This is a genomic window from Streptomyces sp. NPDC017936 (genome assembly GCF_044328485.1).
Classification (GTDB): Bacteria; Actinomycetota; Actinomycetes; order Streptomycetales; family Streptomycetaceae; genus Streptomyces.
Map to the genome: position 1 here is coordinate 629,383 of NZ_JBIRHK010000002.1, position 19,505 is coordinate 648,887.

Genomic DNA, 19,505 nt, shown 5'->3' on the forward strand with positions numbered 1-19,505 from the left:
CGCCACCATGCCCGACACACCCAAGAAGGTCCTGGTCCCCGCCGAGGAGCTGCGCACCCTCTCCGCGGCCCTCCTCGAGAAGGGCGGCCTGAGCGCCGAGCACGCCCGCACCACCGCCGACGTGTTCGTCTGGGCGGCGCTGCGAGGCGTCGACTCGCACGGCGTCGCCCGGGTCCCCGCCTACCTGGACCTGCTGGAGAAGGGCGTCGCCAACGCCGGCGCCGACATCACGGTGGAGTCCTCCACCCCCGCCGCGGCCGTCCTGGACGCCGACCGCGCCCCCGGACCGGTCGCCCTGTCCGCCGCCGCCGACGAGGCGGTCACCCGGGCCCGGACGAACGGCGTCGCCGCGGTGGGCGTACGCCGCACCGTGCACACCGGCGCCATCGGCTACTACGTGTCCAAGATCGCCGAGCAGGGGCTGGTCGGCATCGGCTTCGTCGCCGGCATGCCCAACATGGGCTACACCGGCGTCAAGGGCGCGGCGGTCGCCACCAGCCCGCTCGCCGTCGCCGTGCCGACCGCCGAGTCGTCGTCCCGCGCCCCGCTGCTGCTCGACATGGCCACCGCCACCATCGCCCTGGGCAGGATCCGCCAGGCGAAGGCGAACGGCACCCCGCTGCCCGAGGGCGCGGCCGCCACCGAGGACGGCACCCCGACCACCGACCCGGACAAGGCGGTCATGCCGCTGCCGCTGGGCGGGGCGAAGGGATCCGGCATGTCGCTGGCGTTCGAACTGCTGACCAGCGTGCTGGTCGGCGCGCCGATCTTCGCGTCCTTCCACTCGGACGACCCGGCGGGACGCGAGCACCGTCAGAACGCGCTGCTCATCGCCGTCGACCCGGCCGCCTTCGGCGGCGCGGACGCCTTCACCGAGGCCGTCGACGCCACTCTGGACACCCTGAAGGGCCTGCCCGCGGCGGACGGCGCCGAGGGCGTGTTCTACCCCGGCGAACGCAGCGCCGCCGTGGCCGCCGGGCGCGGGGAGAAGGGCGTGCCGGTCGCGCCGAAGGTGTGGCGCGAGCTGACCGAGCGCGCCGCGCGGCTGGGCGTGGCCCTGCCGGGAGCCGCCGGATAGGGGACCCGGCACCGGCGCGCGTGCGGTAGTGTTTACCTGCGCGTTCCCACGGTTCACCGTCGCGGAGCGCGACGGGACGTGGCGCAGCTTGGTAGCGCACTTGACTGGGGGTCAAGGGGTCGCAGGTTCAAATCCTGTCGTCCCGACCGCGGAGGCGGCAACCCGCCTCGTACAGGGCCTTGGTTCACTCGGGTGAGCCAGGGCCCTCGGTCGTCGGAAGACCACCGCACGGCTCGGACGCGGGAGGCGCCGTGCCGGATCCGCAGGAGGACGGCGACGCCCGGTTAGAGAGCCGCCCCCTCACGTTCGTCGCCGCCCGCCACGACACGCTCCGCCTCCCCGGACCCGGACCACGCCACCCCGCGTCCCCCGTCCGTGCGCCGTCGCCCGCGGACGGGCCGGTCCGCCCAGGAGGGGCCCGTCCAGGAGCGGTCCGCCCGGCCAGGAGGCGCGACGCCGAGCCCGGGCGCCGCCCCGCGGGGCGGTGGACGCCGGGCCACGCGTCGCGGGGCGCCGCCCCGCAGTGCCGTACTCACCTCGTGGACGCCCTCTTGACGGCGGCCGGGGCCCGATCGACACTCGGTTCGGGAATCCTAGTGAACAGGTAGGGAAGCATGGGGTGCCTTGAGCCGGTCGCCAGCCGCGTGAGCCGCACGGCGTGGTCGTCGCCCCTTCTCACCTCCCGCCGTCACATCGATCTGCTGCGCGTCTGCAGCGCGATCGACACCCGGGGCTGAACCGGCCCGACCCCGCGCCCGGCCGCACCGGCGGTGCCCCAGGGCACCGGCCCCGCCGGCGCGCGCGGACCGGAGCCGCGCCCTCCCGCCAGACGTCGCATCCGCCGCGCGTCCGTCCGCGCGACCGCCCCCTGGGAGAGTCATGTCCGTCACACCGCCGGCCGCCCACCCGTCCACCCGTCCCGCCCCCGCCTTCCGGGGCCGCATCGGCCGCGACGCCCGCAGCGGCCACTACGCCGTGCCGCGCCGCTACCGCCTCCACCTGACCACGGCCGACCCCGACGGCCTGCGCATCGCCGTCGTCCACGGCCTGCTCGGCCTGGACCGGGCCTGTCCGCTGACGCTCCTGCCCGCCGTGCCCGACTGTCCCGACGGAGGCCACCTGGCGCTGCGCCCGCTCTACGACGCCAGCGCCCACCACTACACCGGGCCCGCCGTCGGCCCCGTGCTGAGCGACGACTGGTCCGGGCGGATCGTCTCCACCCACGGCCCCGACATCGCCCGCGACCTCGCCCGCCGCTTCGGCGGCGGCCGGCCCACGCTGTACCCGTGCGGCGCCGGGTCGGAGATCGAGGCCGTCGAGCGGATGTGCGCACAGGGCATCGAGGAGGCCGCGCAGCGCGCCGGGGCGGCCCACGCCGACGCGACGGAACGCGCCGAGGCCCTCGACACCCTGCTCGCCACGCTCGGCGTCCTGGAGCGGGGGCTCAGCGCGCAACCGTACCTGATCGGTGATCGGATGACGGCGGCCGACGTCGAGTTGTGGGTGGCCCTGGTGCAGCTCGACACCGTGCACCGTCACCACCTCGACGCGGGAGCCGTGCAGCGCATCGCCGGCCACCCGGCCCTGTGGGCCTACGCCCGCCGTCTGGCCGCGCACCCGGCGTTCGGCGGACACCTCGACCTCGACGGCATCGACCGCCGTCACCGCGCCCGCTGCCGGGGCCTGGAGGCCGCCGGGGCCGCTGTCCAGATCCTGGACTGGGCGGCCCACGCGACCCCCGACCAGGGCCCGCGACCGCAGGCCGGGCGCCCCTGACCCGGTCCACCCAGTGGACCGGACGTTGACATCCGTTCGGGCAACTGTCTTAACTTACGGCCCAGAACGGTCATGAGCGTCAGCGACAAGCCCTGGCTTGCTGACCGGCAACCCTCGCGCCGCGGTGGGGTGCCCCAGGTGACGACCGGACCGGATGACGTGCCGGCACGGACGATTCGGTAAGCGCGCGAGGCCCCCCCGGGGGCCGTGACGATGACGGAGAACACCATGTACGCAGCTCTCAGGACGGCGCCCCGCCGCCCTCGGGGCTGCGTACACCCGTCCGCGCAGCCGCTCGTCGCCGACCGGGCCGTCGACCTGCTCCGCGTGAACAGCGCACTGTGTACCGCACCGGGCCGTGCCCGCTGTCGGGGCTGACGTCCCCCTCCGCAGCCCCGCGTTCCTGACGAACACCGCGTGAGCGGTGTGTTTGTCCGCCCAGCCTCCGGTTCCCGTGCGTTGCCGTGTGTCCCGTCCCGCCGCGAAGCGGCCGCCGTGGTCACACCGCGGCCGCCGTGTCCCGGGGCATCCCCATTCCGCCGGAGCCCCTCATGAGCGAACCCCCAGGCGCCGCCGTGTCCGTCACCGAGGCACCGCCGTCCCCCGACACCCCGTCAAAACCGCTGACCGCGCAGCGGGTCCAGCCGCTGCGCCGCCCCGGCCGCTGGATCGCCACCACGATCGTGCTGGTCCTGGCGGCCCAGTTCCTCCACGGTCTGGTCTCCAACCCCTTCTACCAGTGGGACCGGTTCGGCTACTGGTTCCTGCGGCCGACCATCCTCGACGGACTCCTCATCACCCTCGAGGTCACCGCGTACAGCGCGGTGCTGGGGCTCCTCGGCGGCATCCTCCTCGCCCTGGCCCGGCTCTCGAAGAGCCCGGTGCTGCGGGCGGTGAGCTGGACCTACGTCTGGGCGTTCCGCTCGATACCGCTGATCGTGGTCCTGCTGTTCCTCTACAACTTCAGCGCCCTGTACCAGACGCTCAGCGTGGGCGTCCCCTTCGGACCGGCCTTCTTCACCTTCGACGAGTCCCGGCTGGCCACCGACATGGCCGTGGCCGTCGTCGGCCTCAGCCTCAACGAGGCGGCGTACGCGGCCGAGGTCGTCCGGGGCGGCATCCTCTCCGTCGACCAGGGCCAGCACGAGGCGGCCTCCGCGCTCGGCCTGCCGAAGGGCTACCGGTTCAGGAGGATCGTCTGGCCGCAGGCGCTGCGCTCGATCACCCCGAACTACGTCAACCAGCTCATCGGCCTGATCAAGAGCACCTCGCTGGTCTTCTACGTCTCGCTGCTCGACCTGTTCGGGACCGCGCAGACCATGGGCTCCACCTACCCCGGTGACATCGTGCCGCTGCTGCTGGTCGTCACCGTCTGGTACCTGATCCTCACCAGCGTCGTGTCCGTCGTCCAGTTCTACGTCGAGCGGTACTACGCCCGCGGCGCCACCCGCACGCTGCCGCCGACCCCGTTGCAGAAGCTGCGGACCGGTCTCGCCGGCCTGCGGGACCGCATCCGCCGGGAGGCCGCCGTATGACCGCCGGGACGCCCCGTGACGCCGCCGCCGTCGAGGTGCACGACGTGCACAAGTGGTACGGCTCCCACCGGGTGCTCGACGGGGTCGACCTGACGGTGCGGCCCGGCGAGGTCACCGTGATCCTCGGCCCGTCCGGCTCCGGCAAGTCCACCCTGCTGCGGGTCATCAACCACCTGGAGAAGCCGGAGATCGGCTACGTCAGCGTCAACGGCGAACTCATCGGCGTCCGCCGGCAGGGCGAGAGGCTGAAGGAGCTGAGCGAGCGGGTCATCCTGACCCAGCGCAGCCGCATCGGGTTCGTGTTCCAGAACTTCAACCTCTTCCCGCACCTGACGGTGCTGGACAACGTGGCCGCCGCCCCGGTGGCGACCGGGAGGCTCGGCAAGGCGGAGGCCCGGACACTCGCCGGCGAACTGCTGCAACGGGTCGGCCTGGCGGACAAGGCGGCCGCCTACCCCCGGCAGCTGTCGGGCGGTCAGCAGCAGCGCGTGGCCATCGCCCGCGCCCTGGCGCTGCGCCCCGGGGTCATCCTCTTCGACGAACCCACCTCCGCCCTCGACCCCGAACTCGTCGGTGAGGTCCTCGCCGTCATCAAGGACCTGGCGAGGAGCGGCACCACCCTGGTGATCGTCACCCACGAGATCGGCTTCGCCCGCGAGATCGCCGACCGGGTCGTGTTCATCGACGGCGGCCGGATCGTCGAACAGGGTCCGCCCGCCGAGGTCCTGGACAAGCCGCGGCACGAGCGCACCCGGGACTTCCTGAGCAAGGTCCTCTGACCCGGCCGGCCGGGCCCCACCGCTTCCCCCCACGCCTCCTCCACCATCCCTCTGCGAACGACTAAGGACAGCCATGCCCCTCCAGCTCTCCCGACGCGGCCTGATACGCGGCATCACCGCGGCGACAGCCGTCACCGTCCTCGCCACCCAGCTCGCCGCCTGCGGGGGCGACAGCGACGCCGCCACCACGACGACCGACACCGCGGGCACGGTCACCGTGGGCCGGCTGTCCAACGGCGCCGCCAAGGAGACCACCCTGAAGGTCGCGGAGGTGAAGTCCATCAGCGCCGAACTGCCCGACGCGGTCAGGAAGCGCGGCAAACTGGTGCTCGGGGTCGGCACCCTGCCGTCCGGCAACCCGCCGCTCGGCTTCGTCGGGAGCGACCAGAAGACGCTCACGGGCTCCGAGGTCGACCTCGGCCGCCTGGTGGCCGCCGTCCTCGGTCTCCAGCCCGAGGTGCGCCGGTCGACCTGGGAGAACCTGTTCATCGGCATCGACAGCGGAAAGGTCGACGTCGGCTTCGCCAACATCACCGACACCGAGGAGCGCAAGAAGAAGTACGAGTTCGCCTCCTACCGGAAGGACGACCTCGCCTTCGAGGTGAAGAAGGACGACACCTGGACCTTCGACGGCGACTACCACAGCCTCGCCGGCAAGACGGTCACCGTCAGCAACGGCACCAACCAGGAGAAGATCCTGCTGGAGTGGCAGGCGAAGCTGGCCAAGGAGGGCAAGAAGCTCACCATCAAGTACTTCCAGGAGACCAACAGCATCTACCTGGCGCTGAACAGCGGCAAGATCGACGCCTACTTCGGGCCCAACCCGATCTTCGCCTACCACGTGGCGAAGACCGCCGGCACGCCCCAGGCGACCCGTCTCGCCGGTCAGTTCTCCGGCGCCGGCGAGACGCTGCAGGGCCTGATCGCCGCGACCGCCAAGAAGGACAGCGGCCTCGCCGAGCCGGTCGCCGACGCCATCAACCACCTGATCGAGAACGGCCAGTACGCCAAGTGGCTCGCCGCCTGGAACCTCTCCAGCGAGGCCGTCGAGAAGTCCGAGGTCAACCCGCCCGGACTGCCGCTGGACAACGCCTGACCGGACGTCACCCCGCCGGCGCCCGCGCGAGGCCGGCGCCCGCGCGAGTCGGGCCGGGAAGGACGGGAACACCCCGTGCGGCCGGCACGTTGTGACCGTTGACGAGACATGGACGTGCGCGGCGCCGCCGGGCGCCCGGACGGGGGGGAGGTGCCGGACGTGACCCGCATACGCCACGCCGTGCACCTCCACTCCCGGCCCCACATCGACCTCCGGCGCGTGGCCGGCGCGCTCTGTCGCTCCTGACCTTCCCCCGGCCGTAGGCCGGGGCCCTCTCGCCGCGTCCCCCTCTGCCGCACCCCCCTGTCGCCGTGGGCGGAGTGCGCCCCCGTACGGACCTCCAGGAAGGCACCCTCGTGTCCTCGACACCCGCTTCTCCCCTCCACCTCGCCGTCGCCCTCGACGGCACCGGCTGGCACCCCGCCTCCTGGCGCGAGCCGGTCGCCCGCCCCCGTGAGCTGTTCACCGCCGGATACTGGGCCGACCTCGTCGCCGAGGCCGAGCGCGGCCTGCTCGACTTCGTCACCCTCGAGGACGGACTCGGCCCCCAGTCCTCCCACTTCCTGGACCCGGACGACCGCACCGACCAGGTCCGCGGCCGGCTCGACGCCGTGCTCGTCGCCTCCCGCGTCGCCCCGCTCACCCGGCACATAGGCCTGGTGCCGACGGCGGTCACCACCCACACCGAGCCGTTCCACCTCTCCAAGGCGATCGCCACCCTCGACCACGTCAGCTCCGGCCGGGCCGGCCTGCGCGTCCAGATCACCGCCCGCCCCAGCGAGGCCGCCCACTTCGGCCGCCGCACCGTCCCCCGCATCACGGCCTACGACGACCCGGCCACCCGGGACCTGGTGACCGACCTGTTCGACGAGGCCGCCGACTACGTGGAAGTGGTGCGCCGCCTCTGGGACAGCTGGGAGGACGACGCCGAGATCCGGGACGTCGCCACCGGCCGCTTCATCGACCGCGACAAGCTCCACTACATCGACTTCGAGGGCCGCCGCTTCAGCGTCAAGGGCCCCTCCATCACCCCGCGCCCGCCGCAGGGCCAGCCGCTGGTCACCGCGCTCGCCCACGACACCGTCCCGTACCGCCTGGTGGCCCGCGCGGCGGACGTCGGATACGTCACCCCGCACGACACCGGCCAGGCCCGCGCGATCGTCGCCGAGATCCGCGCCGAACAGGCGGCGGCCGGGCGCGCCGGCGAACCGCTGCACGTCTTCGGCGACCTGGTCGTCTTCCTCGACGACGACCCCGCCGAGGCCGCCGCCCGCCGCGACCGCCTCGACACCCTCGCCGGCGAGGAGTACACCTCCGACGCCCGCGTCTTCACCGGCAGCCCGGCCCAGCTCGCCGACCTGCTCCAGGAACTGGCGACGGCCGGCCTGACCGGCTTCCGGCTGCGCCCCGCCGTCGCCGGCCACGACCTGCCCGCCATCACCCGGGGCCTCGTCCCCGAGCTCCAGCGCCGCGACGCCTTCCGCCACGCCTACGAGGCCGGCACCCTGCGCGGACTGCTCGGCCTCGCCCGCCCCGCCAACCGCTACGCCGCTGCCTGAGCCGGACGGAGAGACGACCACCATGAGCAAGCCGCTGAAGCAGATCCACCTCGCCGCCCACTTCCCCGGCGTCAACAACACCACCGTGTGGAGCGACCCTCGGTCCGGCAGCCACATCGAGTTCAGCTCCTTCGTCCACTTCGCGCGGACCGCCGAACGCGCCAAGTTCGACTTCCTCTTCCTCGCCGAGGGCCTCAGGCTCCGCGAACAGGGCGGGAAGATCTACGACCTGGACGTCGTCGGCCGCCCCGACACCTTCACCGTCCTCGCCGCGCTCGCCGCCGTCACCGACCGCCTCGGCCTGACCGGCACCATCAACTCCACCTTCAACGAGCCCTACGAGGTGGCCCGCCAGTTCGCCAGCCTCGACCACCTCTCCGACGGCCGCTCCGCGTGGAACGTCGTCACCTCCTGGGACGCCTTCACCGGCGAGAACTTCCGCCGCGGCGGCTTCCTCCCGCAGGAGGAGCGCTACTCCCGCGCCAAGGAGTTCCTCGCCACGGCCAACGAGCTGTTCGACTCCTGGCAGGGCGACGAGATCGTCGCCGACCAGGCCACCGGCACCTTCCTGCGCGACGCCAAGGCCGGCGCGTTCGTCCACGAGGGACGGCACTTCGACATCCACGGCCGGTTCAACGTCCCGCGCAGCCCCCAGGGCCGCCCGGTGATCTTCCAGGCCGGCGACTCCGACGAGGGCCGCGAGTTCGCCGCCGCCGGCGCCGACGCCATCTTCAGCCGGTACGCCGCCCTCGACACCGGCCAGGCCTTCTACACCGACGTCAAGTCCCGCCTCGCCAAGTACGGCCGCCGCCACGACCAGCTCCTCATCCTGCCCGCCGCGAGCTTCGTCCTCGGCGACACCGACGCCGAGGCCGAGGAACTCGCCCACGAGGTGCGCCGCCGGCAGGTCAGCGGCGCGACCGCGATCAAGCACCTGGAGTGGGTCTGGAACCGGGACCTGTCCGCGTACGACCCGGACGGCCCCCTCCCTGACGTCGACCCGTCGGTCGGCGAGCACACCATCGCCCGCGGCCGGGCCCAGGTCCGGATGTACCGCGACCCGCTCGCCATCGCCCGCGAGTGGCGGGAGCTGGCGGCCGCGCACAACTGGTCCATCCGCGACCTGGTCATCGAGACGGGCAACCGGCAGAACTTCATCGGCTCCCCGGCCACCGTCGCGAAGGCCATCGACGACTACGTCCAGGCCGACGCCGCCGACGGCTTCATCCTCGTCCCGTACATCACCCCGGGCGGCCTCGACGAGTTCGCCGACAAGGTCGTCCCCCTCCTGCAGGAACGGGGCGTCTTCCGCACCGAGTACGAGGGCACCACCCTGCGCGACCACCTCGGTCTCGCGCACCCCGACGACGCGCGCGAGCAGCGGGCCGCGTCCTGACGTTCACGCGGCGCGGCCGGGGCCGTCGCCCTCCCCCGAAGGCGGCGGCCCCGGCGCTTCCCCCGGCGCCGTGGTCACGGTGCGGTCGTCGCTGTCGTCACCAGCACATGACCGCCGTCCGGCCCGACCCCCACGCGGAGTACAGGCGGACACGGACGAAGTAACGGCGGCCCTTCACCAGCCGGGCCCTGAGCGTGGCGTTGTCCGGGGTGCCCCCGTCGTCCCGTCCGGTGAGGAAACGGGGCTCGCCGTCCCGCTCCTCGAAGAGCACGACGACGCAGTCGCTCGCGCCGAAGACGGCGACCGTGTACGCGCGGGTCTCCGGCGGCTCGACGGTGAAGTCGGCCTGCTCGCCGGGCGCCAGCGACAACGGCTCGGAACGGAACGGCACCAGCGCCGGCGGCCGCGGCGCGGCGAGCGGCGGGTACCAGCGGAGCACGAACTCCTTGTCCAGGGGCGACAGCCCGCCGGGCGGGTGCACCCCGCCGCGGAGCTGCTCGGGCTCCAGGATCAGCCCCGCCGCGAACGGGTACTCCATCACGGAGTGCGGATCCCACACCGAGCCGTTGACCTCGGCCGGGTCCAGCTTGCGCAGGATGTTGAAGAACGTGCGGTCCCGGCTCCAGTGGTTCGGCGGCCCCGCCAGGTCGGCGTACACGGCCTCGTCGTCCCAGTGGATGCCGGCGAACGGGTTCTGGTGCTCGTGCTGCATGCCGAGCGCGTGCCCGATCTCGTGCAGGGCCGTGGCGCGCTCCCCGGGCGCGGTGAGGTCCCAGCCGAAGTTCATGGTGCGCTCGTTCAGGCCGGCCAGCAGGGCGTCCCGCCCCACGGCCGACCAGGAGCCGTCACCCTGCTGGAAACCGATGCGCAGCTCGGCCTCCGAGCGGTCGGCGACCTCGGTGAACGCGATCCCGATGCCGAGGTCCTGCCACTCGCGGAAACAGTCGCGCACCACGTCCCGCCGGCTCTCGCCGCCGACCCACGACACCCGGCGGGGCCCCCCGGCCCCCGGCACGGGGATGACCGAGCCGTCGGTCTCCTCGTCGAAGAAGTAGTAGTGCAGCACGGTGCCGTTGACCCACATCCGGCGTCCGCTCATGAGCGCGCCGAGCCGCTCGGCGGCCAGCCCCGGGGCGAACACGGGGGCCGGCTGCTGCGCGAGCGAGCAGTAACGGGCGGTCATGGGCTCTAGACTGCCGTGGGCGACCGCCCGGGTACCTGAGTCGAGGGCTACTCAAGTCGCCCTGTATCAGGGCTGAGTACGCGGACTCCCGTTGATGTGACGACTTCCGTACGCGACGCCCGGTCCCCGCACCCGTCCCGTCCGCTGCCCCTGGCGCCGCCCTGGCCGTTCACCGGCCGCGAGGAGGAGCAGGAGCTGGTCCGCCGCTCACTGGCGGCCGGCCGGCCCGGCCTCGTGGTGACGGGCCCGGCGGGCTGCGGCCGGACCCGCCTGGCCGCGGAGGCGCTCCGCGGCACGGACTGCGCGAGAGCGGCCGGCACCCCCGAGGCCCGGGACACCCCGTTCGGCGCGTTCGCCGCCCTGCTCCCCGGGGACGTCGGCCTGCACCGTGCGGTGCACCTCCTCGGCGGCGTCCGTCTGCTGGTGGTCGACGACGCCCAGCTGCTCGACGACGCCTCCGCCGCGCTGGTCCACCAGCTGGCCGTCCAGGGCCGTACGCGGCTGCTGGTGCTCGTCACCGACGGCGTACCGGCTCCCGGCGCGGTGGCCCGGCTCCGGACGGGTGACCTCCTGCCCCGCCTGGCGCTGGAGCCCCTGCCCGCCGAGGAGACGGCCCCCCTGCTGACGGCCGCCGCCGGCGTGCCCCTGGAGGCCCTCACCCTCGACCGTCTGCACCGCCTGGCCGGGGGCGATCTGCGGCTCCTGCGCGACCTGCTGGACGCCCTGCGCGAGCGGGGCCTGCTCACCCGGGTGCCCGGCGCCGACGAGTGGCGGTGGCGCGGCCCGGTCCCCCCGACCCCGGCCCTGCGGGAACGTGCCGCCCCCGTCCTCGCCCGCACCCGGCCCGACGAACGCGAGGTCCTCGACCGCCTGGCCTTCGCCGAGCCGCTGCCGCTCCCCGTCGACGCCCTGGACCTGGACGTCCTCGAGCGCCTCGAGGCGGACGGCCTGGTCCACGCCGGTGAGGACGGGACCGTACGCCTCGCCCGCCCCCTGCACGGTCCGGTGCTGCGGGCGACGGCGGGCCGGCTGCGGGCCCGGCGGCTGAGCGGCGCCCGGGCACGGTACGGTCCGGCCCTGGACGCCGAGCGCGCCGCGCTCGCCGACGGCATCGCCCGCACGGACGTCCGCGCGCGGCCCACCCCGGTGGGGGAGTGGCTCGTGGCCGAGGGAGAGCCGGTGCCACCGGCCTACGCGTCCGTCCGGGCCCGGTTCGCCCGTCTGCGCGGAGAGCTGCGTGCGGCGGCGGCCTGGGCCCGCGAAGGCCTCGCCGCCGCCCCGGACGACCCCGCCTGCCGCCACGAACTGGCCGTGTCGACGGCCCAGTCGGGCGACGCGGGCAGCATGCCGGGTCCGGACGGCCCCCTCGGCCCCGACGGCCCGCGCACCGCCCCCGACCCGTACGCCGTCTACGACGCCGTACGCCTCGGCGCCCCGGAGCGGGCCGTGGGCGTCCTCCCGCCGGACGGGGTCCTCGCCCGGCACGCCGAGGCGCTCGCGCGGGCCGACGGACCGGCCCTCGACCGGGTCGCCGACGAGCTGGAGGACCGCGGTCTCCTGCTGTTCGCGGCGGAGGCCCGGGCCCAGGCGGTACGGGCCCACCGCGACCCCGGCGCGGCCCGCACCGCCCGTACCCGCGCCGTCGCCCTGGCCCGCCGCTGCCAGGGCGCCCGGACCCCCGCCCTCTCCGGCCTGGCCCTGGGCGAACTCACCGCCCGCCAGCGGCAGATCGTGACCCTGGCGGCGGCGGGCCTGAGCAACCGTCAGATCGCCGAGCGGCTCACGCTCTCCGTCCGCACCGTCGGCAACCACCTCTACGGCGCGTACACCCGGCTCGGGGCGAGCGACCGGGGAGCCCTGCCCTGGCTGGTGGAAGCGCCGCAGACACAGCCGGCCTGACCGGGGGAGCGGCCGGCCGGGCCCGGCGGAAGAAGCACCCGCCCTCGCCCGGCGCGCCGCTCGTGCCGCCGGTTTCCCCGGCCCGTTCGTGTCGCCCCGTTCGTGCCGCCGGTTTCCCCGGCCCGTTCGTGTCGCCCCGTTCGTGCCGCCGGTTTCCCCGGCCCGTTCGTGTCGCCGCGCTCGCCCACCGGTTTCCCCGGCCCGTTCGTGTCGCCGCGCTCGCCCACCGGTTTCCCCGGCCCGTTCGTGTCGCCCCGTTCGTGCCGCCGGTTTCCCCGGCCCGTTCGTGTCGCCGCGCTCGCCCACCGGCTTCCCCGGCCCGTTCGCGTCACCCCGCTCGCGCCGCCGGCTTCCCCGGCCCGCCCCGCTCGCGCCGGCCGGTTCCCCGTCCGTCCTCAGGCCGCCCCGAACGCCGTGAACGCCCATCCCGTCGCCTGGTGCAGCGCGTCGCCGGGCAGTGCCGCCCGCGCGTCGCGCAGCGCCTCCGCCAGCGACCGGCCACCGCTCAGGCCCCGGTGCAGGGCGAGCATCAGCGCGACCACCGCCTCGTCGTTCACCGGCGCACTGCTGGCCACCACGCCCGCCGTGCCCAGCGGCAGCAGCGCCGTGACCAGGCCCAGGAGCTCGTCGGCGCCGACCGAGGCGAGGCGGGCGGTGTCGCAGCTGGAGAGGATGATGCGGTAGGGGCTGCGGGCGAGGCGCTCGAAGTCGTGCACGATCAGCGGGCCGTCGGCCATCCGCAGCGACGAGAACATCGGGCTGTCGGCGCGGAAGGTGCCGTGCGCGGCGATGTGGGCGAGGGCGGCGCCGTCCAGCTCCTGAAGGACACGGGGCACCCGCGCGTCCGCCTGCTCCAGCACCGTCGGCCTGCCGTACCGGCCCGCCGCCTCCGGCACCTCCGCGCCGCCGGTCGCGAGACCGGGCCCCCGCACCAGCACCTGCCGCCCGCCCGGCGGCGGCTCGGTCTCGTCGGCGCGCAGCCAGCTGCTCGCCGACGGCGACACGCTGAGCACGCGCTCGCGCAGCGAGGGCAGCAGCGCCCACGGGACGCGGTGCAGCCGGGCCGGCGGCACCACCACGACCGGTCCGGAGCCCAGCTGTCCGGCCGCCCCCGCGAGCAGCAGCTCCTCCAGCCGCCGGCCCGCCGCCTCCACCACCGCAAGCCGGCCCTCGGCACCGGGGTGGGCGAGCCGCCGCAGCCCGGCCTGGACGTGCTCGGCCTCCCGCTCCGCCTCGGCCAGCAGCCCTCCCGCGAACCGCCGTACCCGTCCGCCCCCGCACAGCAGCACCTGCACCCGGCCGTCCAGGACGGCCAGTTCGACCAGCCGGCGGTCGCCGAGCCGCTCCAGCAGCCGGCCGACGTCGAACCGGTGGCCGTCGCCGGGCGCGTCGCCGCGGATGTGCAGGGTGCGGGAGCGGATCTCCCGTTCCAGCCGGCGCTGCTCCCGCTCCAGGGCCGGCACCGGCCGGCCGTCCATCCGGGCGCTCTCCGCGCGGGCGGCGATCTCGCGGAACGCCGTCAGCCCGCTCAGCAGCGCCGGGTCGGCCGGCGGCCGGGTGGGGGGCGCCGACAGCACGGTCGCCCGCCACCGCTCGCTCCACACCAGCAGCTGCCGCGGCCCGCCCCGCTCCAGGCTCACCTGCTGGGCGAGCGCGGCGAGTCCGGCGCCCTGCGCGGTGGCACGGGCGCGCAGCTCCGAGGCGCCCAGGGTGGTGCGGTGGTCGTCCAGCACGTCCAGGCCGCGCCGGCAGGCCTCCAGCACGCCCCGGCCGGACCCGGTGGCCCGCGCCCACAGCGCCTGCGCCGCCCAGCCCGTCATCCGCGCCAGCGGCGGCCCGACGCGCCGGCTGCGCGCGGCGACCGCCAGGTAGCGTTCGGCGTCGGCCGTCCAGTGCAGGTCCAGCGCGATCCGGCCCGCGAGGAGCCACGCCTCGGGTGCGGCGGGCGCCCCGAACGAGGACAGCCGCTCCGCCACCCGGACCGCGTCCGCCACCAGCCGCCCCGAACCGCGTCCGGAGGCGACCCGCGCCTCGATCAGCACCAGCTGGGCGTGCGCCTCCCACCAGGTGCGCCGCTGCGAGGCGAAGAGCCGCACGGCCGGCGCGGCCCGCGCGATCGCCGTGCCGGCGTCGCCCGCCAGCCGCGCGGCCCGCGCCGCGGCGAGCAGCAGCTCCGCCTTGCGGGTGGACTGCCCGCCGATGCCGTCCAGGACCGCGATCGCCGCGTCCGCCTCGGCCAGCGCCTCCGGCGCGAGACCGGCGGCCATGAGGACCTCGCAGCGCCGGATGTCGAGCATGAACGTGGGCGTGCCGAGCTTGGCGTACCGCTCCTCGGCCTCGTCCAGCAGCCGCAGCGCCGCCGGCACGTCCCCGGACCGGAACGCGGCCAGGCCCCGGCTCTCCACCGCGTCGGCCTTGTCGTGCTCCTGGCCGGTGGTGTCCCACAGCGCCTCGGCCGCCGTGAAGTCGGCGTCGGCCTGCTTGATGGCCCCGAGGGCCAGGTGCACGGTGGCGCGCAGGGTGAGCGCGCGCGCCGTCCAGATGACGTCGTCCGCCTGCCGCAGGACGGGTATCGCCCGGCGGACGTCCTCCAGCGCCTCGCGGTGGTGGCCCAGCACCCACCAGGCGTAGGCCCGCCGGTACAGCACCCGCGCGCGGGTGTGCCCGGTCCCGCGCCCGACCCCGCGTTCGAAGGCGGCCAGCCCCTGCCGGGTGCGGCCCGCGTGCACCAGCGCCACCCCGAGCGTGGCCAGCACGTCCGCCTCGCGCTCGGCGGAGTCCGCGCGCGCGGCCAGACGGCGGGCGCGCCGCAGGTGGTCCAGGGCGAGCCGCATGTCGCCCCAGTCCCGCTGCCAGATCCCGATCACCTGATGGGCGACGGAGGCGTGCAACGGCGTCGGATCGGTGTCGAGCAGGCCCTCCGCCCGCGCCAGCGCGTCGTTGGGGGCGGCGAACACCATCGGCAGCAGTCCGAGAACCGTGTCGTTTCCCGCTGTCACCCCACGGATGGTAGTGGTCCGGTTGTATGTCACACAGGTCTGGTGCGGTATCAGGTCGTACCGATGAGACATCGTGTCACAACGAGTCCTCAGGACATCGCGGAACGACTCCACGGGACACGCGGCCACGCGCCTCCACGGGACACGCGGCCACGCGCCTCCACGGGACACGCGGCCACGCGGCCACGCGCCGCCGCGGGACCTCGCGGCGCCGGGACCCCTGAGATTCGCGTCGGCGCGGAGCGGTCTCAGGGCGAGGGACCGGAGCGCGCGGGGGCGTGCGCGGAGGGCGTGCGACCGCAACCGCATCACCCTGCTCCGTCGTCGCACCACCTGTATCAGACGACCGCCCCGCGGCTCTGACTGACGACCGCCGGTCTCAGGGGAGGACACGCCATGGCACCACAGCGATTCCACGAGCAGTTCGACCAGATCCAACGCGCCCTGCCCGGCGTCCCGCTGGCGATGGGACCCGACGACTCCGCCGAGTTCATCTACGAGAAGGGCGTGGTCCTCGCCCGCGACGGCGAGGAGGCCCAGGTCGTCGAGGACGCCGTCCGCACCCACTTCACCGCGGCGCCCGACCTGGTCCCCGACCATGTGCGCCGGGCCGGTCCGCAGGCCAACCGGTCGGGCATCACCCGCATCCAGGTCGCCGACCCCGGCCAGGGCGCGCCCGGCACCGACCGTGCCGTCGCCGGCGCGCTGCGCGCCCTGCGGGGCGCCGAGGCGCGGACGGGCCGCCGGCTCGTCAGCCGCAACCACGTGGTGTCCATCGCCGTCAACGCCTGCCCCGGCGACGAGCCGGTCCCCGCCTCGCAGCCGGCCAACCCGGCCGCGGCGCAGGGGGCGTACGACCCCGGCAGCGCCGTCGGCGTCCTCGTCGTCGACACCGGTCTGATGCACGACTACCGCTCCTACCCGCTGCTCGCCCACACCGCGGGCGACGCGCAGATCCAGGAGACGGACGAGGAGGGCATCCTCCAGCAGTACGTCGGCCACGGCACGTTCATCGCCGGGCTCGTCGCCGCCGTCGCCCCCAACACCGACGTCACCGTCCGCAACACGCTCAACGACGCGGGCGCCGTCCTGGAGGACGACTTCGGCGACCGGCTGTTCGAGGCCGTCGAGCAGGGCGGCTGGCCCGACATCATCAGCCTCTCCGCCGGCACCTCCAACGGCCGAGTGGACGGCCTGCTCGGCGTCTCCGCCTTCATGGAGGAACTCCGCGCCCGGCACACCCTGCTGGTCGCGGCCGCCGGCAACAACGCCAGCGCCACCCCCTTCTGGCCCGCCGCCTACGCCGACCGGCCCGAGTACGCCGACGCGGTCCTGTCGGTCGGCGCGCTGCGCGGGGACGGCGAGTTCGGCGCCTGCTTCAGCAACCACGGCCCCTGGGTGCGGGTCTACGCCCCCGGCGAGCGGCTCGTCAGCGCCCTCACCGGCTTCGGCACGCCCGTGCCGTACGTCTACCAGCACTCCACGTACGAGGAGTGCCGCTACGGCTTCACCTACCCCTGCACCTGTCGGTCGCCGCGCCACACCGGGGTGCTGAGCGAGCGCCGGGCGGCCGGCGCGGGCAAGCCCGACCAGGTGATGTTCGAGGGGCTCGCCTCCTGGAGCGGCACGTCGTTCGCGACGCCTCTGGTCGCGGGGCTGGTCGCCGCCCACATGACGGCCCGTCAGGAAACCGACCCGCGCGCCGCCGCCCGTCAACTCCTGGAATCGAACACGGAGTTCGCGGAAGTGCGCGGGTTCCACGTGCCCGCGCTGCACCCGCCCACCTGGCAGCCGGAACCGCTCCCGCAGTTCGCGTCCCCGGCGTGAGCGACAGTACACGGTCCGTAGCCGCACCCTCCACGGCGTACGATGACAGGCCGTACACGAGGGGTGGGACCGTGGACCGTAGTGAGGTCGGCGCGCTCGTCCAGTCCGCCGTCGACGGTGACGCGGCGGCCTGGAAGGCGCTGGTGGAGGGGTTGAGCCCGCTGGTGTGGTCCGTGGTGCGCGCGCACCGGCTCTCCGAGGCCGACGGGCACGAGGTCTACCAGACCGTGTGGTTCCGTTTCGCCCAGCACCTCGGCCGGATCCGTGAACCGGACAAGGCGGGTTCCTGGCTGGCGAGCACCGCGCGCAACGAGTGCCTGAAAGTGATCAAGAGTCTGCGCCGGCTGACCCCGACGGACGATCCCCAGCTGCTCGACCGCGTCAGCGAGGACCGTACGCCGGAGCAGTCGGTGCTGGACTCGGAGGAGGCGGCCGCGCAGAGCGAGCGCGTCCGCCACCTCTGGCAGGAGTTCGAGGCGCTCGGTGAGCGCTGCCGGCAGTTGCTGCGGGTGCTGATCTCCTCGCCGCCGCCCAGCTACCAGGAGGTGTCCGCCGCCCTGGGGATCGCGGTGGGCAGCATCGGGCCGATGCGCCAGCGATGTCTGCGCCGCCTGCGTGCCCGACTCGACGCACGGGGAGCACTGTGAACAGCATGGACGACATGAACGGCGTGAACGACGGGGACGGCGCGGCCGGCCACGGCGGCTCCTTCGACGACGAGGAGTTCGACCACGGCAGTCTGGAGGAGGAGCTGCGCGAGGCCGCCGCCATCCTCGACCCCGTACCGGCCGGACTGCGGCAGCTCGCCGTCGAGGCCTACGCGCTGCACGACCTCGACGCGAGGATCGCCGAGCTGGCCTTCGACTCGCTCGTCGACGCGATCCCGGTCAGGGGAGCCGTGGAGGCGCCGCGGATGCTCACCTTCCACTCCGGCGGCCTGACCGTCGACGTCGAGGTGAGCGAGCAGGGGCTGATGGGCCAGGTGCTGCCGCCCCAGCCGGCCTCGATCGAGGTGCTCGACGGCCCCCGGCCCGGCGCGGCGCTCACCGCCGACGACATGGGCCGCTTCGCCGGCGACGCCCCGCCCCCCGGCCCCTTCGCGCTGCGGCTGCGCGCCGGCGGCGAGGTGGTCGTCACGGAGTGGCTCCGCGCCTGAGCCGCCCACCACGCGGCGCCGGCCGGGACCGCCTCCGCGTGGTGCCGGCCGCGAACGGCGTCAGCGGGGGCCGCCTCCGCGGGAGCGCCGGCCGCGGACCGCCGCTTCCGCGTGGTGCCGCCAGAAGACGGTCTCCGAGGGGGGCGTCAGTCGCGGGCACGCCGCCTCCGCGCGGCGTCGGCGGGAGACGGCCTCCGCGCGGCGTCGGCGGGAGACCGCCTGTGCGTGGCGTCAGCCGGAGACGGCGTCGACGAGGGTCGCCAGCGCCGAGGCGAGCCGGTCCAGTCCCGCCCCGGCGGGGCCGCCCGGCTCCGTCATGTACGTGTCCCGCCTGATCTCCACCATGAGGGCGGACACCCGGGGATCGGCCTCGTGGTACTCCAGGGGGACGTACGTCCCGGCGAAGGGGCTGTCGAGCCCCGTCTCCCCGACCTCGGCGAACGCCTTCCGCGCGGCCGCGAGCAGCTCGGGCGGCGTGTGGAAGGAGTCGGTGCCCAGGCAGACGGGCGGCCGCGGCCCCTCACCGTGCAGCTCGTAGGGCAGCCGCTCGGTGGGGTAGGAGTGCACGTCGATGATCACGGCCCGGCCGACGGCCGCCAGCCGCTCCGTCACGGCGTCGGTCATCGCCCGCGCGTAGGGCCGGAAGTACCGCTCGACCAGCGGCTCGGGATCGGCGTCCGCGCGCCGCAGCTCCTCCCGGTGCGTGGTCCGCGTGTACACGGCCCCCATCCCGACGGCCCGCATCTCCTCCCGCTCGTCGGGGAACCGCTCCGGATCGACGACCAGCCGGGACAGCCCGTTGACGAACCGCCAGGGCGCGACCGCCGACCGCTTCGCCGCCTCCGCCGCGATCTGTGCGGTGTGCGCGTCGGTGATGTGGTCGAGCTCCCGCTCCAGCGCCCCGTCGTCCAGCACGATCCCCGCGCGCACGTCCGCCGGTATCTCCCGCGCGGAGTGCGGCACGTGGAGGATGACCGGGGAGCCGGGGGCTCCGGGCAGGAACGCGAACGGCGGTGCGGCAGAGGTCATCGGAGTGCTCCCGGGGCGTGCTGAGTGGGGTGGTGCACGATCAAGGTGCCACATGCACACACCGCGGGGACCAGGGGGGCCGGTACGACCGTGGGCGACGGGCGGCCGGCCGGGTCCGTGCCCCGCGCCGCCCGCGTCCCTCGCGGCGCCGCACGGGGACGCCCACCACCCAGACCGTCCGGTGGACGTTCGT

16 protein-coding genes, 1 tRNA gene and 1 riboswitch are annotated in these 19,505 nt (G+C 74.8%); of the genes, 14 read left to right on the forward strand and 3 right to left on the reverse strand.

Going from position 1 to position 19,505, the window contains the following annotated elements; translation table 11 throughout:
* The first annotated feature begins 7 nt into the window (after positions 1-7).
* The 10 genes from ACH4F6_RS06340 (at position 8) to ACH4F6_RS06385 (ending at position 9,219) form a co-directional block, all read left to right on the forward strand.
* Positions 8-1,078: an Ldh family oxidoreductase gene (locus ACH4F6_RS06340; protein WP_397958716.1), complete on the forward strand. Its 1,071-nt coding sequence runs from the start codon at positions 8-10 to the stop codon at positions 1,076-1,078.
* 72 nt (positions 1,079-1,150) lie between these two features.
* Positions 1,151-1,224: transfer RNA gene (locus ACH4F6_RS06345), tRNA-Pro, on the forward strand.
* A 468-nt stretch (positions 1,225-1,692) separates the two neighbouring features.
* On the forward strand, positions 1,693-1,815 hold the full coding sequence (locus ACH4F6_RS06350) for a putative leader peptide (RefSeq protein ID WP_397958717.1): 123 nt from the start codon (positions 1,693-1,695) through the stop codon (positions 1,813-1,815).
* A 142-nt stretch (positions 1,816-1,957) separates the two neighbouring features.
* Positions 1,958-2,854 (forward strand): glutathione S-transferase C-terminal domain-containing protein, encoded by an 897-nt coding sequence (locus tag ACH4F6_RS06355; RefSeq protein WP_397958718.1) that lies wholly within the window; start codon positions 1,958-1,960, stop codon positions 2,852-2,854.
* Positions 2,855-2,922: 68 nt separating this feature from the next.
* A riboswitch (SAM riboswitch) is annotated at positions 2,923-3,046 on the forward strand.
* A 359-nt stretch (positions 3,047-3,405) separates the two neighbouring features.
* Positions 3,406-4,389, forward strand: coding sequence for an amino acid ABC transporter permease (locus tag ACH4F6_RS06360; RefSeq protein ID WP_397958719.1), 984 nt, complete (start codon positions 3,406-3,408; stop codon positions 4,387-4,389).
* Positions 4,386-5,168, forward strand: coding sequence for an amino acid ABC transporter ATP-binding protein (locus ACH4F6_RS06365; RefSeq protein WP_397958720.1), 783 nt, complete (start codon positions 4,386-4,388; stop codon positions 5,166-5,168). The genes ACH4F6_RS06360 and ACH4F6_RS06365 overlap by 4 nt, the downstream gene beginning before the upstream one ends.
* 73 nt (positions 5,169-5,241) lie before the next feature.
* Positions 5,242-6,264: a transporter substrate-binding domain-containing protein gene (locus ACH4F6_RS06370; protein ID WP_397958721.1), complete on the forward strand. Its 1,023-nt coding sequence runs from the start codon at positions 5,242-5,244 to the stop codon at positions 6,262-6,264.
* A gap of 108 nt (positions 6,265-6,372) precedes the next feature.
* Positions 6,373-6,510, forward strand: a complete 138-nt coding sequence (locus tag ACH4F6_RS06375; RefSeq protein ID WP_397958722.1) for a putative leader peptide — start codon at positions 6,373-6,375, stop codon at positions 6,508-6,510.
* A gap of 110 nt (positions 6,511-6,620) precedes the next feature.
* Complete coding sequence (locus ACH4F6_RS06380) at positions 6,621-7,823, forward strand: LLM class flavin-dependent oxidoreductase (protein ID WP_397958723.1); 1,203 nt, start codon at positions 6,621-6,623, stop codon at positions 7,821-7,823.
* A 22-nt stretch (positions 7,824-7,845) separates the two neighbouring features.
* Complete coding sequence (locus ACH4F6_RS06385) at positions 7,846-9,219, forward strand: NtaA/DmoA family FMN-dependent monooxygenase (protein ID WP_397958724.1); 1,374 nt, start codon at positions 7,846-7,848, stop codon at positions 9,217-9,219.
* A gap of 97 nt (positions 9,220-9,316) precedes the next feature.
* Here the strand turns inward: ACH4F6_RS06385 and ACH4F6_RS06390 are convergent, their stop codons facing one another.
* Complete coding sequence (locus tag ACH4F6_RS06390; protein ID WP_397958725.1) at positions 9,317-10,402, reverse strand: M12 family metallopeptidase; 1,086 nt, start codon at positions 10,400-10,402, stop codon at positions 9,317-9,319.
* 96 nt (positions 10,403-10,498) lie between these two features.
* Here ACH4F6_RS06390 and ACH4F6_RS06395 point away from each other — a divergent pair, with 96 nt between their 5' ends.
* The gene (locus tag ACH4F6_RS06395) at positions 10,499-12,301 is read left to right on the forward strand and encodes a LuxR C-terminal-related transcriptional regulator (protein WP_397958726.1); all 1,803 of its coding nucleotides are present in this window, start codon (positions 10,499-10,501) and stop codon (positions 12,299-12,301) included.
* A 395-nt stretch (positions 12,302-12,696) separates the two neighbouring features.
* Here the strand turns inward: ACH4F6_RS06395 and ACH4F6_RS06400 are convergent, their stop codons facing one another.
* Complete coding sequence (locus ACH4F6_RS06400) at positions 12,697-15,261, reverse strand: CHAT domain-containing protein (RefSeq protein WP_397958801.1); 2,565 nt, start codon at positions 15,259-15,261, stop codon at positions 12,697-12,699.
* Between the two features lie 435 nt (positions 15,262-15,696).
* Between ACH4F6_RS06400 and ACH4F6_RS06405 the strand changes: the two genes are divergently transcribed.
* From ACH4F6_RS06405 to ACH4F6_RS06415, 3 genes are all read left to right on the forward strand, one after another.
* Positions 15,697-17,127: a S8/S53 family peptidase gene (locus ACH4F6_RS06405; RefSeq protein WP_397958727.1), complete on the forward strand. Its 1,431-nt coding sequence runs from the start codon at positions 15,697-15,699 to the stop codon at positions 17,125-17,127.
* Positions 17,128-17,198: 71 nt separating this feature from the next.
* Complete coding sequence (locus ACH4F6_RS06410; protein ID WP_397958728.1) at positions 17,199-17,774, forward strand: RNA polymerase sigma factor; 576 nt, start codon at positions 17,199-17,201, stop codon at positions 17,772-17,774.
* Between the two features lie 5 nt (positions 17,775-17,779).
* Entirely contained in the window at positions 17,780-18,283 is a 504-nt protein-coding gene (locus ACH4F6_RS06415; RefSeq protein WP_397958729.1) for a hypothetical protein, read from the forward strand.
* Between the two features lie 231 nt (positions 18,284-18,514).
* Here ACH4F6_RS06415 and ACH4F6_RS06420 read toward each other — a convergent pair whose 3' ends face one another.
* Complete coding sequence (locus ACH4F6_RS06420) at positions 18,515-19,312, reverse strand: N-formylglutamate amidohydrolase (protein ID WP_397958730.1); 798 nt, start codon at positions 19,310-19,312, stop codon at positions 18,515-18,517.
* Positions 19,313-19,505: the final 193 nt, after the last annotated feature.